General features: G+C 69.1%; 15 protein-coding genes. 10 read left to right on the forward strand and 5 right to left on the reverse strand.

The window, feature by feature from the left end; genetic code table 11:
• Positions 1-31 precede the first annotated feature (31 nt).
• The 4 genes from ACWIGU_RS31205 (at position 32) to ACWIGU_RS31220 (ending at position 5255) form a co-directional block, all read left to right on the forward strand.
• Positions 32-1783, forward strand: coding sequence for an ABC transporter substrate-binding protein (locus tag ACWIGU_RS31205; RefSeq protein ID WP_454405021.1), 1752 nt, complete (start codon positions 32-34; stop codon positions 1781-1783).
• Between the two features lie 72 nt (positions 1784-1855).
• Positions 1856-2863, forward strand: coding sequence for an ABC transporter permease (locus tag ACWIGU_RS31210; RefSeq protein WP_383986225.1), 1008 nt, complete (start codon positions 1856-1858; stop codon positions 2861-2863).
• Positions 2860-3960 (forward strand): ABC transporter ATP-binding protein, encoded by a 1101-nt coding sequence (locus ACWIGU_RS31215; protein ID WP_454405022.1) that lies wholly within the window; start codon positions 2860-2862, stop codon positions 3958-3960. Before ACWIGU_RS31210 ends, ACWIGU_RS31215 begins: the two co-directional genes overlap by 4 nt.
• A gap of 8 nt (positions 3961-3968) precedes the next feature.
• Positions 3969-5255, forward strand: coding sequence for an ABC transporter ATP-binding protein (locus ACWIGU_RS31220; RefSeq protein WP_454405023.1), 1287 nt, complete (start codon positions 3969-3971; stop codon positions 5253-5255).
• 73 nt (positions 5256-5328) lie between these two features.
• Here ACWIGU_RS31220 and iscB read toward each other — a convergent pair whose 3' ends face one another.
• On the reverse strand, positions 5329-6669 hold the full coding sequence (gene iscB, locus ACWIGU_RS31225) for an RNA-guided endonuclease IscB (RefSeq protein WP_454405024.1): 1341 nt from the start codon (positions 6667-6669) through the stop codon (positions 5329-5331).
• Between the two features lie 581 nt (positions 6670-7250).
• Between iscB and ACWIGU_RS31230 the strand changes: the two genes are divergently transcribed.
• Both ACWIGU_RS31230 and ACWIGU_RS31235 read left to right on the forward strand, forming a co-directional pair.
• Positions 7251-7922, forward strand: a complete 672-nt coding sequence (locus ACWIGU_RS31230; RefSeq protein ID WP_454405025.1) for a trimeric intracellular cation channel family protein — start codon at positions 7251-7253, stop codon at positions 7920-7922.
• A 66-nt stretch (positions 7923-7988) separates the two neighbouring features.
• Positions 7989-8843, forward strand: coding sequence for a thioesterase family protein (locus ACWIGU_RS31235; RefSeq protein WP_454405026.1), 855 nt, complete (start codon positions 7989-7991; stop codon positions 8841-8843).
• A 51-nt stretch (positions 8844-8894) separates the two neighbouring features.
• Here ACWIGU_RS31235 and ACWIGU_RS31240 read toward each other — a convergent pair whose 3' ends face one another.
• Positions 8895-9752, reverse strand: a complete 858-nt coding sequence (locus tag ACWIGU_RS31240) for an alpha/beta fold hydrolase (RefSeq protein WP_454405027.1) — start codon at positions 9750-9752, stop codon at positions 8895-8897.
• 83 nt (positions 9753-9835) lie between these two features.
• Positions 9836-10453, reverse strand: coding sequence for a TetR family transcriptional regulator (locus tag ACWIGU_RS31245; RefSeq protein ID WP_454405028.1), 618 nt, complete (start codon positions 10451-10453; stop codon positions 9836-9838).
• Between the two features lie 114 nt (positions 10454-10567).
• On the opposite strand from ACWIGU_RS31245, the gene ACWIGU_RS31250 reads away from it, so the two are divergent.
• From ACWIGU_RS31250 to ACWIGU_RS31260, 3 genes are all read left to right on the forward strand, one after another.
• Positions 10568-10729 (forward strand): hypothetical protein, encoded by a 162-nt coding sequence (locus ACWIGU_RS31250; RefSeq protein WP_165914619.1) that lies wholly within the window; start codon positions 10568-10570, stop codon positions 10727-10729.
• Between the two features lie 62 nt (positions 10730-10791).
• Entirely contained in the window at positions 10792-11118 is a 327-nt protein-coding gene (locus ACWIGU_RS31255; protein WP_454405029.1) for a DUF4190 domain-containing protein, read from the forward strand.
• 79 nt (positions 11119-11197) lie between these two features.
• On the forward strand, positions 11198-12367 hold the full coding sequence (locus tag ACWIGU_RS31260; protein ID WP_454405030.1) for a cysteine desulfurase family protein: 1170 nt from the start codon (positions 11198-11200) through the stop codon (positions 12365-12367).
• A 72-nt stretch (positions 12368-12439) separates the two neighbouring features.
• Here the strand turns inward: ACWIGU_RS31260 and ACWIGU_RS31265 are convergent, their stop codons facing one another.
• Positions 12440-13144, reverse strand: a complete 705-nt coding sequence (locus tag ACWIGU_RS31265) for an N-acetylmuramoyl-L-alanine amidase (RefSeq protein WP_454405031.1) — start codon at positions 13142-13144, stop codon at positions 12440-12442.
• Positions 13145-13228: 84 nt separating this feature from the next.
• On the opposite strand from ACWIGU_RS31265, the gene mnmA reads away from it, so the two are divergent.
• Positions 13229-14359 carry a tRNA 2-thiouridine(34) synthase MnmA gene (mnmA, locus tag ACWIGU_RS31270; RefSeq protein ID WP_356285877.1) on the forward strand — a complete coding sequence of 377 codons (1131 nt, stop codon included), beginning with the start codon at positions 13229-13231 and terminating at the stop codon, positions 14357-14359.
• Between the two features lie 23 nt (positions 14360-14382).
• On the opposite strand, the gene ACWIGU_RS31275 is transcribed toward mnmA, so the two are convergent.
• On the reverse strand, positions 14383-15162 hold the full coding sequence (locus ACWIGU_RS31275) for an alpha/beta fold hydrolase (protein ID WP_454405032.1): 780 nt from the start codon (positions 15160-15162) through the stop codon (positions 14383-14385).
• Between the last annotated feature and the right edge of the window lie 23 nt (positions 15163-15185).

Raw genomic sequence — 15185 nt, forward strand, 5'->3', positions numbered from 1 at the left:
GTTTCCGACAATGGAGGGGATTCCGACCATCATGCGAAGGTCATCACTTGCCGCTGTTGCGGCCATCGGCAGCGTGAGCCTGTTGCTCGCCGGCTGCAGCAAGGCCGACGACGGCTCGGACGGCGGCAACAAGTCGGCCGGTGCGAACGCCGCCACGAAGGATGTCGTCAACGCCTCGACGAAGAAGGGCGGCACGGTCACCTACGCGATGTCGGACGTCCCCGACTCGTTCGACCCGGGCAACACGTACTACGCCTACATGTACAACTTCAGCCGGCTGTACGCCCGCCCGCTGATGACGTTCAAGCCCGACGCGGGGGAGAAGGGCAACACGCTCGTCCCCGACCTCGCCTCGGCGCCCGGCAAGCAGTCGGACGGCGGCAAGACCTGGACGTACACGATCCGCAAGGGTCTGAAGTACCAGGACGGCTCGCCGATCACGTCCAAGGACGTCAAGTACGCCGTCGAGCGCTCGAACTTCGCGCGTGACGTGCTCTCCCTCGGCCCGAACTACTTCCAGCAGTTCCTCAAGGGCGGCGACAAGTACAAGGGGCCGTACAAGGACAAGAGCGCCGAGGGCCTCAAGTCCATCGAGACGCCGGACGACACCACCATCGTCTTCCACCTGAACCAGGCCTTCCAGGAGTTCGACTACCTGGTCGCCACGCCGCAGACCGCGCCGGTGCCGCAGGCCAAGGACGACGGCATCGACTACGTCAAGCACATCGTCTCCTCGGGCTCGTACCAGTTCCAGAGCTACCAGGAGGGCAAGCAGGCCGTCCTGGTCCGCAACAAGAACTTCGACCCGAAGTCCGACCCGCTGCGCAAGCAGTACCCGGACAAGATCGTCGTGAACCTGAAGGTCAACCAGCAGACGATCGACAAGGACCTGGAGTCCGGCGACACGCTGATCGACCTGCAGGGCAAGGGCGTCGACACCCAGACGCAGGCGCAGCTGGTCAACGACAAGTCGAAGATGGCGAACACGGACAACGCCTTCGGCGGCCGTCTCGTCTACGCGGCGATCAACACCAAGCTGAAGCCGTTCACGAACGTCGACTGCCGCAAGGCCGTCGAGTACGCGATCGACAAGGTCTCGGTGCAGACCGCTCAGGGCGGCCCCATCCGCGGTGACGTCGCCACCACGGTCCTGCCCCCGGACATCACGGGCTACGCCAAGGAAGACGTCTACGCCACCAGCGGCAACAAGGGTGACGTGGCCAAGGCCAAGGACGCCCTGAAGGCCTGCGGCGAGAAGACGATCAACACCACGATCACGGCGCGCAGCGACCGTGACGAGGAAGTCTCCGGTGCCCAGGCGCTCATCGAGTCGCTGAAGAAGGTCGGCATCAACGCCAGCCTGAAGCAGTACCCGTCGGGCAAGTACTTCACCGACTACGCCGGTGTCCCGAAGTTCAACCAGAAGAACAAGGTCGGCATCATGATGATGCAGTGGGGCGCCGACTGGCCGTCGGGCTACGGCTTCCTGCAGCAGATCCTGAACAGCAAGGCGGTCGGCGAGTCCGGCAACACCGCCCTGTCGGAGCTCGACGACAAGAAGGTCGACTCGATGCTCGCCGAGGCCATCGGGGCGCCCGACGAGGCCACGCGCAACAAGCTGTACGCGCAGATCGACAAGCAGGCCATGGAGGACGCGGCGCTCGTCCCGCTGACCTACTTCAAGGTCCTGCTGTACCGCTCGCCGTACGCCACCAACCTGGTGTCCACGGCCGCCTTCAGCGGGCAGTACGACTACCTCAACATCGGCACCACGAAGAAGTAGCAGCCCCGGAAGGCAGGTGAAGGCATTGGTGCCCGCGGGCCGCACGGTCCGCGGGCACCAGCGCCGGTCCCCGTGATCTCGTACATCATCCGCCGGTTGATCGCGGCAGTGATCCTGTTGCTGGTCGTCACCGCGGTCACCTTTGGCATCTTTTTCCTGCTGCCACGTCTCGCCGGCCAGACCGCCGACCAGCTCGCGCAGCAGTACATCGGCAAGAGTCCCTCGGCCGCGGACATCGCAGCGGTCAAGCACAACCTCGGCCTGGACGAACCCGTCTACATCCAGTACTGGCACTTCATCAAGGGGATCTTCGCGGGCTCCACCTACGACCTCGGCCCCACCACGGTCCACTGCAACGCGCCGTGCTTCGGCTACTCCTTCAAGAACCACGTCGCGGTGTGGCCCGAGCTGACCGACCGGCTGCCCATCACCCTGTCCCTGGCCGCGGGCGCCGCCGTCATCTGGCTGCTGTCCGGCGTCACGGTGGGTGTGATCTCGGCACTCAAGCCCGGATCGTTCTTCGACCGTGCCTTCATGGGCGTCGCCCTGGCCGGTGTCTCGCTGCCCATCTTCTTCACGGGCCAGCTGGCGCTGCTCGTCTTCACCTACCAGATTCCGATCTTCGGGCGAACGTACGTACCGCTCACGGAAAATCCGGCCCAGTGGGCCAACACCCTGTTCCCGGCCTGGTGTTCACTCGCTCTGCTGTACTCCGCCATCTACGCCCGGCTGACCCGCTCGGGCATGCTGGAGACGATGAACGAGGACTTCATCCGCACCGCGCGTGCCAAGGGGCTGCGCGAGCGCACGGTGGTGGGCCGGCACGGCCTGCGCGCCGCACTCACCCCGATCGTCACTGTGTTCGGCATGGACGTCGGTCTGCTGCTCGGCGGCGCCGTGATCACCGAGAACGTGTTCTCGCTGCACGGCATCGGTGAGTACGCGGTACAGGGCATCACCGACAACGACCTGCCCAAGGTCCTCGGCGTGACCCTGCTCGCCGCGTTCTTCGTCGTCTTCTGCAATCTCCTGGTGGACCTTCTCTATGCCGCCGCCGACCCGCGGGTGAGGCTCTCGTGACCGAACTGTCCAAAACCGGTGCCGCCGTGGGCGAGCCGGTGGCCGCGGGCCCGGCCGCGCCCCCGACCGCGTTCCTCGAAGTGCGCGACCTCAAGGTGCACTTCCCGACCGACGACGGCGTGGTCAAGTCCGTCGACGGGCTCAGCTTCAAGCTGGACAAGGGCCAGACCCTGTCCATCGTGGGCGAGTCCGGGTCCGGCAAGTCCGTGACCTCGCTGGCGATCATGGGCCTGCACCGGCTCGGCGCGCGCGGCAAGAACGTGCAGATGTCCGGCGAGATCTGGCTCGACGGCAAGGAGCTGATCGGGGCCGCCCCGGACGACGTCCGACGGCTCCGCGGCCGCGACATGGCGATGATCTTCCAGGACCCGCTGTCCGCGATGCACCCGTACTACACGGTCGGCAACCAGATCGTGGAGGGGTACCGCGTCCACAACGACGTGACCAAGAAGGTCGCGCGCAAGCGGGCCGTCGAACTGCTGGACCGCGTGGGCATCCCCGAGCCGGCCAAGCGCGTCGACAGCTACCCGCACGAGTTCTCCGGCGGTATGCGCCAGCGCGCGATGATCGCGATGTCGCTGGCGAACAACCCGCAGCTGCTCATCGCGGACGAGCCGACCACCGCCCTCGACGTCACCGTCCAGGCGCAGATCCTCGACCTGATCAGGGATCTGCAGAAGGAGTTCGAGTCCGCGGTCGTCCTCATCACCCACGACCTGGGTGTCGTCGCCGAGATCGCCGACCAGGTCCTGGTCATGTACGGCGGTCGCTGCGTCGAGCGCGGTCCCGTCGACAAGATCTTCGCCGAGCCGCAGCACCCGTACACCTGGGGCCTGCTCGGCTCGATGCCGCGCATCGACCGTGAGCAGACCGAGCGGCTCATCCCCGTCAAGGGCCAGCCGCCGTCCCTCATCAACGTCCCCTCGGGCTGCGCCTTCCACCCGCGCTGCCCCTACGCGGACCTGCCCAAGGGCGGCATCACCTGCACCCAGCGGCCCGAGCTGCACGAGGTCGGCAGCGACCACTTCTCCGCCTGCCACCTCAGCCCGGAGGACCGTACGCGGATCTGGACCGAAGAGATTGCGCCGAAGCTGTGAGTGAGCCCGTGAGCGAGACGAAGAAGCCGAAGAAGGCCGACACCGGGGCGGCCACCAAGGCGGCCACGGTTCCCGCGCAGGCGGCGTCCCCCGAGGACCGGGAGGTGCTGCTCAAGGTCGAGGGCCTGGTCAAGCACTTCCCGATCAAGAAGGGGATCCTCCAGCGGCAGGTCGCCGCGGTGAAGGCCGTCGACGGGATCGACTTCGAGGTCCGCAAGGGCGAGACCCTGGGCGTCGTCGGCGAGTCCGGCTGCGGCAAGTCGACCATGGGCCGGGTCATCACGAAGCTGATCGAACCCACCGCCGGCAAGATCGAGTTCGAGGGCCAGGACATCACGCGCCTCGGCACGGGGGGCATGCGCCCGCTGCGCCGGGACATCCAGATGATCTTCCAGGACCCGTACGGCTCCCTGAACCCCCGGCACACCATCGGCTCGATCGTCTCGGCGCCGTTCCGGCTCCAGGGCGTGGAGCCCGAGGGCGGGGTGAAGAAGGAGGTCCAGCGCCTCCTGGAGCTGGTGGGCCTCAGCCCCGAGCACTTCAACCGCTACCCGCACGAGTTCTCCGGCGGCCAGCGCCAGCGCATCGGCATCGCCCGCGCGCTCGCGCTCAAGCCGAAGCTGGTCGTGGCGGACGAGCCGGTCTCCGCGCTCGACGTGTCGATCCAGGCGCAGGTCGTCAACCTCATGGACGACCTGCAGTCCGAGCTCGGCCTGACGTACGTGATCATCGCGCACGACCTCTCCGTCGTCCGCCATGTCTCGGACCGCATCGCGGTGATGTACCTCGGCAAGATCGTCGAACTCGCCGACCGCACCTCGCTGTACGAGGCGCCGATGCACCCGTACACCAAGGCCCTGATGTCGGCCGTGCCGGTGCCGGACCCCAAGCGCCGGGGCGCCAAGAGCGAGCGGATCCTGCTCAAGGGAGACGTTCCCTCGCCGATCTCGCCGCCGAGCGGCTGCCGCTTCCACACGCGGTGCTGGAAGGCGACGGAGATCTGCAAGACGGCCGAACCGCCGCTGCTCCAGCTCGCCCCAGGGCGCCAAGTGGCCTGCCACCACCCGGAGAACGCCGAGGACCAGGCCCCGGACGACACCAAGCTGCTCGCGGTCGCCAAGGAGGCGATCGAGGTGCTGTCGCTGGCGCGGACGGACGGGTCTACTGAGACGGTGGAGCAGGCCGAGTCTCCCGACGTAGCCGGTGAGGAGCATGGCGCACAGCCATCTGACGATGCAGCTGAGCCGGAAGACGCACAGGAGTCAACCGACCAAACTGACCTAACCGACAAGTAAGAAGCGCACCTTCATAGAGACCGTGGTCCGAAGGGTGAGGGAAGCTGAGGTTCCCGATACCCTTCGGATCACGTCAGTCTTTGGCCTTCTCGTTCCTGACGATGTATCCGTATCCGTCGGATCGTTGGAGTCGGCTGACGTAGCGGTGATGGATCCCCTGGAGGAGTCCTTGGCTGGTGCGGATGTTGAACTGGCCGGAACCTCGCACGGCGACCCTTCCGGTGTGGGTCCCGAAGTATTTCCCTCTCGGAATTGTCGCGCGCACCAAGTCGCCCGTGACGAATCCGCGATGCTCCTTGCGGCGAGGGAGGTACAGGCGAGGGAATCCGTACTTGTCGGTGCGTGTACGTGCGTAACAGCCGCGCCCGGTGGCCTCGGCGACCAGCACCGTAGTCGGGTGACGCACCAATCGGCCCGCCTCCGGGATCTCGCCGACGCTGAGTGCGTCCAGAGTGTGTGATTTCGCGAGCCCGTGGGTGGTGCGGTTGTACTTGGTGCGGCCTCCGGACCAGGCGTGCATGGGCAAACCCAGGCGACACAGTCGGTTCCACAGCTGGCGTCGTGTGGCGTTCATGGCTGCCGCGTCCTTGAGCGGTACCGAGGCGAGACTGAGGACACGTGCCAATCGGGCCGGCTTGCGCGCCAAGAATTCTTCGACAGGTCGGGCAGCCTTTGCCTGGTTGCAGGAGGTGCAGGCGAGCGTCAGGTTGCTGATCCGGTCGGTGCCGCCGCGTGCACGAGGACGGATGTGGTCGATCTGCAGCGGGATGGCGGTTCCTCCGCAATACGCGCACGTACGATTCCATTTCTCCAGTAGATACTGACGTGTCTCGTACCCCTTGAGAGTTCCCTGTTGGTACTGCCCGTTCTCCAGCGTTTCCTGGCCGAGGCTCAGGGCGTGGATGTCGAACGTGACCTGTTCGACGTGGAGTTCGGTGACAGGAAACCATCGCGTCAAGCGAGTGACGGTACTGACTGTTGAGTCCACTCGGTGACGTAGGGACGGCGTGAGCCAGCCTTTAGGTCGCGCCCGGTTGTCGAAACGCGGTGTGCGGTACCTGAGATTCGCTGTGCGCCTCCTGCGTCGGTGGTTTGCCCGCTGTTGCATGCTCTTTCGGATTTGTGCGCCTCGATGTTGCAGCTCCAGGGAGTACAGACCTCGACGGCTGGTCGTGACGTCCGTGGCAATGCCGCCCACATCGTCGGTTACGGCGATGCCGGTGCCGCGGCTTCCGGGATCGATCCGTATGGCGACGCCCACGACTTCGGACCCCGCGACAGTGCGGTCCTTGAGTCGGATGACAAACGGCGCATGCCGCCCCACCACCGCACGTCCGGTGTCCAGCAGCTTTCGTGCGCGTGCGGGATGACACGGCATGAGCGGGTGGCCGTGCTTGTCGAGCACGGCCACCATTTGCGTTCCCCTGCCCACTTTGCCCAAGTTGGCCGGGTTGCTGTCCTCACGGGCAGCGGATACTCCCTCAACGGCCGTGTCAGCGACCGGTTCGGGGTGTCGCCGTACGCAGACAGGTGATGTACGTACGGACTCCCCTCGCCCATGTTCCATACCGGCTGCATCACGCTGAGCTGTGATGCGCCTGCGGCCCGTTTCGTCCCTGCCCCCAGGGGTGTCTGCTGCCGTGGGTTCCAGAGCCTGCCGCTGAGGAAGCACGGCAGGGTGGGTCTGCTCACCTGTATGAAACGTAGTCATCGAAGTCACCTTGCTTCGCAGTGATGACTCGGGCTGGTCAATCATGGGCCTGGATACCTACGACGGTCAGGCCCCGGATCCGAGTCCGGGGAGCGATTGACGGCACTCTCCCGTTCGGCGTGACAGGTGGCCTCCGTGCATTGCCGCTGTCGCGCCAGTCATATCAACGAGCCGTGAGCGGCTTGGTCACGCTTTCGGTAAGGGAAGGTCCGTTCGCTTGCCGTAGTCCGCTTGTCGGGAGGGCGTTCGTGTGACGCCGCACGTCACACAGGTAAGAATGTCGGGTGCTTCTGGAACTCTTCACCCCCTCCGTCCAGCATTGGCTGGACCTCGTCGGGATCTTCGTCTTCGCGATCTCCGGCGCCCTCCTCGCGGTCCGCAAGAACTTCGATGTCTTCGGCATCGCCGTTCTCGCCGAGGTCACCGCGCTGGGCGGGGGGCTGTTCCGCGACCTGATCATCGGCGCCGTCCCGCCGGCCGCGTTCGCCGACCTCGGGTACTTCCTGACCCCGCTGTTCGCCGCCGGCCTCGTGTTCTTCCTGCACCCGGAGGTGGAGCGCACCCAGGTCGCGGTGAACATCTTCGACGCGGCGGGCCTCGGCCTGTTCTGCGTCACCGGCACGGTCAAGGCGTACGACTACGGGCTCGGGCTCACGTCCTCCGCGGTGCTCGGCCTCGCGACCGCCGTGGGTGGCGGTGTGCTGCGCGACATCATCGCCAACGAGGTCCCGTCCCTGGTCCGCTGGGACCGCGACCTGTACGCGGTACCGGCGATAGTCGGCTCGACGATCATCGTCCTGTGCATCCGCTTCGACGCGCTGTCCGCGTTCAGCAGCGGCGCCGCGGTCATCACGGCGTTCGTGCTGCGGCTGCTCGCGATGCGCTACCACTGGCGGGCGCCGCGGGCCTGGCACCGCAGGTCGTCGGCGACGGAAGCGCAGGAGGAGACGCCCTGAGCCGGGCTGTTGTGTACTTCGACGCAAAAGCTACCGCTTAGTAGTTTCCTGTTGTACCGTACCTGCATGGCACAGGTATCGTCCGCCGCGCAGGCGGTCATCGGCGACAGCGAGTTCGACCGCGACACCGCGGTCACCCGGCGCGAGCCCGGCGTGTACGACATCGACCTCTCGGCCGGCTGGACGATCATCAGCGCCGTCAACGGCGGCTACCTGCTCGCCGTGCTCGGCCGCGCCCTCGGCGACGCGCTGCCGCACAGCGACCCGTTCACCATCTCCGCGCACTACCTGACCGCGTCCCGGCCCGGCCCCGCCGTGATCAGGACCGATGTCGTACGCACCGGCCGCACCCTCTCCACCGGTCAGGCCTCCCTCTTCCAGTACGACGACGAGGGCGCCGAGGTCGAGCGGATCCGCGTCCTCGCCTCCTACGGTGACCTCGACGCGCTCCCGGACGACATCCGTACCACCGCGAAGCCCCCGCACCTCCCGCCGGTCGAGCAGTGCTTCGGCGCGCAGGACGGCACCACGCCGATCAAGGGCAGCTCCGCCATCACCGAGCGGCTCGCCCTCAAGCTCGACCCGGCCACGCTCGGCTGGGCGGTCGGTTCGCCCTCCGGCAAGGGCGAGATGCGGGCCTGGTTCGGCCTCGCGGACGGGCGTGACGCGGACCCGCTCTCCCTGCTCCTCGCGGTGGACGCGCTGCCGCCGACCGCGTTCGAGATGGGCCTGACCGGCTGGGTCCCGACGGTCGAACTGACCGTCCACGTCCGCTGCCGCCCCGCCCCCGGTCCCCTGCGCGTCTCCATCACCACCCGCAATCTCGCGGGCGGTTTCCTGGAGGAGGACGCCGAGGTCTGGGACAGCGAGGACCGCCTGGTGGCCCAGTCCCGGCAGCTCGCGCGCGCGAAGCTGAGCTGAAACGGGGCCCGCCCGAGGTCCGTGCGGAACCCGCCCGCTGCGGCGCCGTGATCAGTGCCGTGTGCGGTCCGCCCACAGGAACTCCGTGACAGCGCCGGTCAGTTCGGCCGGTGCGTCTTCCTGTACGAGATGCCCCGCGCCCTCGATCAGCCGCAGTTCGGCGCCGGGGATCAGCTTCGCCAGCTCGTGCCCGCGCGCGACCGGGATCCAGGTGTCATCGGTGCCCCAGCAGATCAGCACGGGCAGGACCAACTCCCCGTACCGGCCCTGGATCTCGTCGGTGAAGCGCTGGTCGTTCTGCTCGATCTGACGGTAGAACGCGGGCTGTCCCTCCGGCGTGCACCAGGGGGCGACCAGCCGGTCGAGGGTGTCCGGGTGCAGGCCCTGGTGGCTCGCCGACCTGAGGTACTCGCGCACGAGCGCTTCGTGCAGGGCCGGCGGGAGCTGGGCGAACACCTTGGCGTGCGCGCCGAGATGGCGGTACGTGGGGGAGCCCCAGGGGGCGAGCGCCACCGGGTCGACGAGCGCGAGCCGCTCGTAGCGCGCGCCGTGCAGCAGCCGGGCGCGCAAGGAGACACAGCCGCCGAAGTCATGGGCGACGACGGCGGGTTCGGCGCCGGGCCGGTCCAGGCCCCAGTGCCCGAGCAGCTCGGTCAGGACGCGGGCGTGGGCGGCGAGGGTGACGTCCTGCCCGTCGTGCTTCGCCGAGGCGCCGTACCCGGGCAGATCCCATACGTAGACGCGATGCCGGGCGGCGAGCGCGCGGGCCGGGCCGCGCCAGACGTACGAGGAGAAGGGCGTGCCGTGGACGAGCACGACCGGCGGCGCGTCCGCGGGGCCGAGCGCGGCCCAGGCGACGTCGCCGGACGAACTGGCGTAGGAGCGGTCGAGATTCCAGTCGGCGGTCATGCATTGCAGGCTAGGGCTTGCCCCGGCCGGGGGCGCGGGGGGCTTGGGCGCCGGTGGGTGGCGGCCTGTGTGGTCGGCGGCGGTCAGTCCAGCCAGTGCGCCCTGCCGAGGTTGACGAGGCGCAACTGCCGTGTGGCGACGTCGATCGCCGCGTCCATGCGCTCCGGCGGGGTCTCCAGGAAGACGGACGCGGTCATCACCATGTGCTCGACGTAGTGCCACGCCAGCATCCGCAGGTCGTCCTGGCTCCAGCCGGCGGACACCGGGTCCGCGGCGAGACCCTCGGCCACCTCCTCGGCGAACCGCGCGAGCTGCCCGCCGACGGCGTCCCGCACGCGCTGGACGCCGCCGTGCCGCTCACGCGCGATGAAGCGCACGTGGGAGGGGTGCGTGCGGACCAGACGGGCGATCAACTCGACGGTCCGGCCCAGACGTTCCTCGTTGCTGCCCGTCGTGGTCAGCATCGTGGTGATCGTCTCGTGCAGGCTGCCGAGCGCCTCCTCGACGAGCGCGACGCCGAGCTCGGCCGTCGAGTCGAAGTGCCGGTAGAACGCGGTCGGCGCGACCCCGACGGCCCGGGTGACCTCGCGCAGCCCAAGGCTCGACAGGCTCTGGTCCTCGAGCAGCTCCAACGCCGCGTCGAGCAGCGCCTGTCGGGTCTTCTGCTTCTGGGCCTGCCGGATGCCGAGAGTGTGACTCATGCCATGCAGTTAACACTTGTTCTCTGTAATTCGGAAGCCGTGTGCGCGCTAGACTCAAGAGTCAGTGAACGGTTGTAATCCCAATCGTCACCGCCCCGACCATGAGAGGCACTCATGCTGTTCCTCGTAGCCGCCCTGCTTCTGCTGGGCGTCGCGCTGGGCTCCGTGGCCCACGCGCCTCTTCCCGTCACCCTCGTCGCCGCCGCCGTCATCGGCATCTGGCTGGTCGTCTTCGCCGTGCGCGAGCGGACCGCCCGGCGACGCCACCAACACTGATCCATCAGCCTGATCACGCCTGTTCTCGCCTGATCTCGCCTGAACCAAGAGGGGGTACCACCATGAACATCACCGCTGACACCACTACCGGCACCAGCACCCACACCGACGCCGTGGCCGGGACAGCCCCTGCGGAGCAGCCCCGCACCGGTGCGCGCGACGCCGACGGAATGGCCGTCGCCTCGTTCGTCCTCGGGCTGCTCGGACTGCTCGTCCTCAACCTCTTCCTCGGCCCGATCGCCATCGTGCTCGCCGGCCTCGCCCTCATGCGCGGCACCGCCCGCCGAGGCCGTGCGCTGCTCGGACTCGGGCTCGGAATCGCCGACCTGGCGGTCCTCGCGGCGTTCGTCGCGACCGACCACACGCTGTCCTGGAGCCTCGCGGGCTGACCCCTTTGGCGCTCTGCGTGGGACGGGACCCCACGCGGCGCGGAGCACCGGGACGGAGGCTCGTAGAATCGAGCCCACCATGGCTTACCTCGACCACGCCGCGACCACTCCGATGCTCCTGGAGGCCGTCGAGGTGATGACCGCCCAGCTCGCCCTCACCGGCAACGCGTCCTCGCTGCACGCAGCGGGCCGGCGCGCCCGACGCACCGTCGAGGAGTCCCGCGAGACCCTCGCCGAATCCCTCGGCGCCCGCCCCAGTGAGGTCGTCTTCACCTCGGGCGGCACCGAGGCCGACAATCTCGCGGTGAAGGGCCTGTACTGGTCCCGCCGCGACGCGGACCCCGCCCGCACCCGCGTCCTCGCCAGCCCCGTCGAACACCACGCCGTCCTCGACGCCGTGCACTGGCTCGGCGAACACGAGGGCGCCACCGTCGAATACCTGCCCGTCGACGCGTACGGGCGCGTGCACCCGGACGCCCTGCGCGAGGCGATCGCCCGCAACCCCGACGACGTGGCCCTCGCCACCGTCATGTGGGCGAACAACGAGATCGGCACGATCCAGCCCGTACGTGAACTCGCCGACGTGGCCGCCGAGTTCGGCGTCCCGCTGCACGCCGACGCCGTTCAGGCCTTCGGTCAGATCCCCGTCGACTTCGCCGCGTCCGGCCTCGCCGCGATGACCGTCTCCGGCCACAAGATCGGCGGCCCGTACGGCATCGGGGCGCTCCTCCTGGGCCGCGAGTACACCCCCGTACCCGTGCTCCACGGCGGCGGCCAGGAGCGGCATGTGCGCTCCGGGACCCTCGACGTGCCGGCCGTCGCCGCCTTCGCCGTCGCCGGACGGCTCGCCGCCGAACAGCGTGACCGGTTCGCCCGCGAGATCGGCGGACTGCGCGACGACCTGGTCGGCGCCGTGCGCGCGGCCGTCCCCGAGGCGGTCCTCGGTGGCGACCCGGCCCCCGGCGGCCGGCTGCCCGCCAACGCCCACTTCACCTTCCCCGGGTGCGAGGGCGACTCCCTGCTGCTGCTCCTGGACGCGCAGGGCATCGAGTGCTCCACCGGCTCCGCGTGCACGGCCGGTGTGGCGCAGCCCAGCCACGTACTGCTGGCCACCGGCACGGACCCGGACCTGGCCCGCGGCACCCTGCGCTTCTCCCTCGGCCACACGTCGACCGAGGCGGACGTGGCAGCGGTGGCGGACGCGATCGGACCGGCGGTGGAGCGCGCCAGGACGGCCGGGCTGAGCTGACGGCCGGGCCGGTTGACGGCCGGGCTGAGCTGACGGCCGGGCCGGTTGACGGCCGGGCTGAGCCAGGGCGCCTTACGCCTTGGCCGTGCGCCCCTCTTCATGGGCGCGCTTCACCAGGCCCATGTACCGCTCCCAGTCCCAGTGCGGGCCGGGATCGGTGTGGTCCGTGCCCGGCACCTCGACGTGCCCGATGATGTGCTGCCGGTCGACGGGTATCCCGTAGCGCCTGCATATCCTGGCGGTGAGCCGCGCGGAGGACGCGTACATGGCGTCCGTGAAGTCGGCAGCACGGTCCACGAACCCCTCGTGCTCGATCCCCACACTGCGTTCGTTGAATTCCTTGTTCCCCGCGTGGAACGCCACGTCCAGCTCGCGGATCATCTGCGCTATGTGCCCGTCCTTGCGCACCACGTAGTGCGCGGCCGCCCCGTGCCACGGGTCCTTGAAGACCTTCAGTGTGCCCTGGTAGCTGCCCTGTGTGACATGGATGATCACGCGGTCGATGGTGTAGTCGGCGGGGCGGTCCGCCCGCCGCCAGTTCGCCGCCGCCGCGGCCACCCACTCCGCGCCCCTGAAGTCGACCTCGCCGGCCTTGCGCGGCTTGTCGATGCCGGGCATCTGCCACCACATGTGCGCCAGGTCGCTGCGGGCGAGCAGGCCCACACCGAAGGCTGTCGCCGCGCCTCCGATCAGCAGCGTCCGCCGGCTGACCCCCCGGTCACCGTCGCGCTTCGCGCGGCCCCCGGACTTCTGCCGAGACTTCCCCTGTGCTCCCACGACCCGCCCCCGTTCACGTCGTACGAGATCCACAACGGATACTCGCGGGATTCGGTTCCCGCGGCCCCGTACTCTGTTAGAGCTATGACTTCGCAGACCCCGCAGAGCACCCGTCCCCTTCGCGTCCTCGCCGCCATGTCGGGCGGCGTGGACTCCGCCGTCGCCGCCGCCCGCGCGGCGGAAGCGGGTCACGACGTGACGGGCGTCCACCTCGCCCTCTCCGCGAACCCGCAGTCGTTCCGCACCGGAGCCCGCGGCTGTTGCACCGTAGAGGACTCCCGTGACGCCCGCAGGGCCGCCGACGTCATCGGCATCCCCTTCTACGTCTGGGACCTCGCCGAGCGCTTTCGCGAGGACGTCGTCGACGACTTCGTCGCCGAGTACGAGGCGGGGCGCACCCCGAACCCGTGCCTGCGCTGCAACGAGAAGATCAAGTTCGCCGCGCTCCTCGACAAGGCGCTCGCCCTGGGCTTCGACGCGGTCGCCACGGGCCACTACGCGAAGGTGGTCGAGCACGCGGACGGCACCCGCGAGCTGCACCGCGCCTCCGACATGGCCAAGGACCAGTCGTACGTCCTCGGAGTGCTCGACGACCGCCAGCTCGCGCATGCCCTGTTCCCCCTCGGCGACACGGTCACGACGAAGGACGAGATCCGCGCGGAGGCCGAGCGGCGCGGCCTCGCGGTCGCCAAGAAGCCCGACTCGCACGACATCTGTTTCATCGCGGACGGCGACACCCAGGGCTTCCTCGCGTCACGCCTGGGCAAGGCAGAGGGCGACATCGTCGACGAGACGGGCAGCAAGGTCGGCACGCACGAGGGCGCCTACGGCTTCACGATCGGCCAGCGCAAGGGCTTGCGCATCGGCACCCCGGCCCCCGACGGCAAGCCGCGCTACGTCCTGGACATCTCGCCGGTGAACAACACGGTGACGGTCGGCCCCGTCGGCTCCCTCGACGTCACCGCCCTTACCGCCGTCAAGCCCCGCTGGTGCGGCACGGCTCCCTCGGGACCGGGCACGTACACTGCACAGCTGCGCGCCCACGGCGACGAGACGCCGGTGACGGCGGAGCTGATCGACGGCACCCTGACCGTCACCTTCGACGAACCCGTACGCGGCGTCGCCCCCGGCCAGGCCATCGTGCTCTACGACGGCACGCGCGTGGTCGGCTCGGCGACGATCGCGACGACCACGCGCGCGAAGACGGCTGCCTAGCCGCTTATGGGGTGTGCGCGGGCCTACGCCGAGAAGAAGTCGGTGAGCAGCGGACCGAGCGCGTCCGGATCCACCGCGTGGGTCTGGCCGTCCAGCGTGCGGTACGTCCCGTCGGGCACCGCCCCGGCCACCGCCCGCGCCGCCTCGCGCAACCACGCGGGGCTCGCGCCGCCCGCGACGGCGAGCACCGGAACGGTGATCGAGGCCAGCCGCTCCCGTGGCACCAGACCGTCACCCATCGCGGCATTGTCGTAGGCCAGGGTCGGCGCGACCGCCTCCATGTCCGGCCACCGGGGCGAGCGCCGGGCGCCCGCGATCATCTCGGCGGGCGCGCCGGTGAGCGACATGAACAGCTCCACCGCGTCCCCGTTGCGGCCCTCGGCGAGGAGCTCGGACAGCTGCCGCGTGTACTCCGCGCGCTCCTTGCCGCCCCCTTCTTCGACCGCGAACGGGGGTTCGTACACGGCGACTCGGGTCACCGGCAGCCCACTCGCCGCCGCCTCCAGGGCCAATGCCGCGCCCGAGGACATGCCGTACAGCGCCGCGCTGCCGCCCACCGCGTCGATGAGCGCCGCGATGTCCTCCACCTCGCGGGCGACGGCGTACGGGGCCGTGTCACCACTCGCGCCGCGGCCCCTGCGGTCGTACGGGACGGCGCCGAGCGCGCCGCTCAGCCGGGCCGCCAGCGGCTCCATGGACGAGCCCGCCGACAGGGCGCCGCTCACCAGGATGACCGCCGGGCCCGCGCCAGTGCGCTCGTACGCGATCGCCGTGCCGTCGGGAGAGTTCGTCTTCTTGTCCATGTCTGTGAGGACTCCCTCGCCCG

This window comes from Streptomyces sp. NPDC055400 (assembly GCF_053644375.1).

Coding starts and splice junctions, on each gene's coding strand:
- ACWIGU_RS31205 (WP_454405021.1), top strand. CDS start 32: ATGCGAAGGTCATCACTTGCCGCTGTTGCGGCCATCGGCAGCGTGAGC.
- iscB (WP_454405024.1), bottom strand. CDS start 6,669: ATGGTGGCCGTGCTCGACAAGCACGGCCACCCGCTCATGCCGTGTCAT.
- ACWIGU_RS31235 (WP_454405026.1), top strand. CDS start 7,989: ATGGCACAGGTATCGTCCGCCGCGCAGGCGGTCATCGGCGACAGCGAG.
- ACWIGU_RS31240 (WP_454405027.1), bottom strand. CDS start 9,752: ATGACCGCCGACTGGAATCTCGACCGCTCCTACGCCAGTTCGTCCGGC.
- ACWIGU_RS31245 (WP_454405028.1), bottom strand. CDS start 10,453: ATGAGTCACACTCTCGGCATCCGGCAGGCCCAGAAGCAGAAGACCCGA.
- ACWIGU_RS31250 (WP_165914619.1), top strand. CDS start 10,568: ATGCTGTTCCTCGTAGCCGCCCTGCTTCTGCTGGGCGTCGCGCTGGGC.
- ACWIGU_RS31255 (WP_454405029.1), top strand. CDS start 10,792: ATGAACATCACCGCTGACACCACTACCGGCACCAGCACCCACACCGAC.
- ACWIGU_RS31260 (WP_454405030.1), top strand. CDS start 11,198: ATGGCTTACCTCGACCACGCCGCGACCACTCCGATGCTCCTGGAGGCC.
- mnmA (WP_356285877.1), top strand. CDS start 13,229: ATGACTTCGCAGACCCCGCAGAGCACCCGTCCCCTTCGCGTCCTCGCC.
- ACWIGU_RS31275 (WP_454405032.1), bottom strand. CDS start 15,162: ATGGACAAGAAGACGAACTCTCCCGACGGCACGGCGATCGCGTACGAG.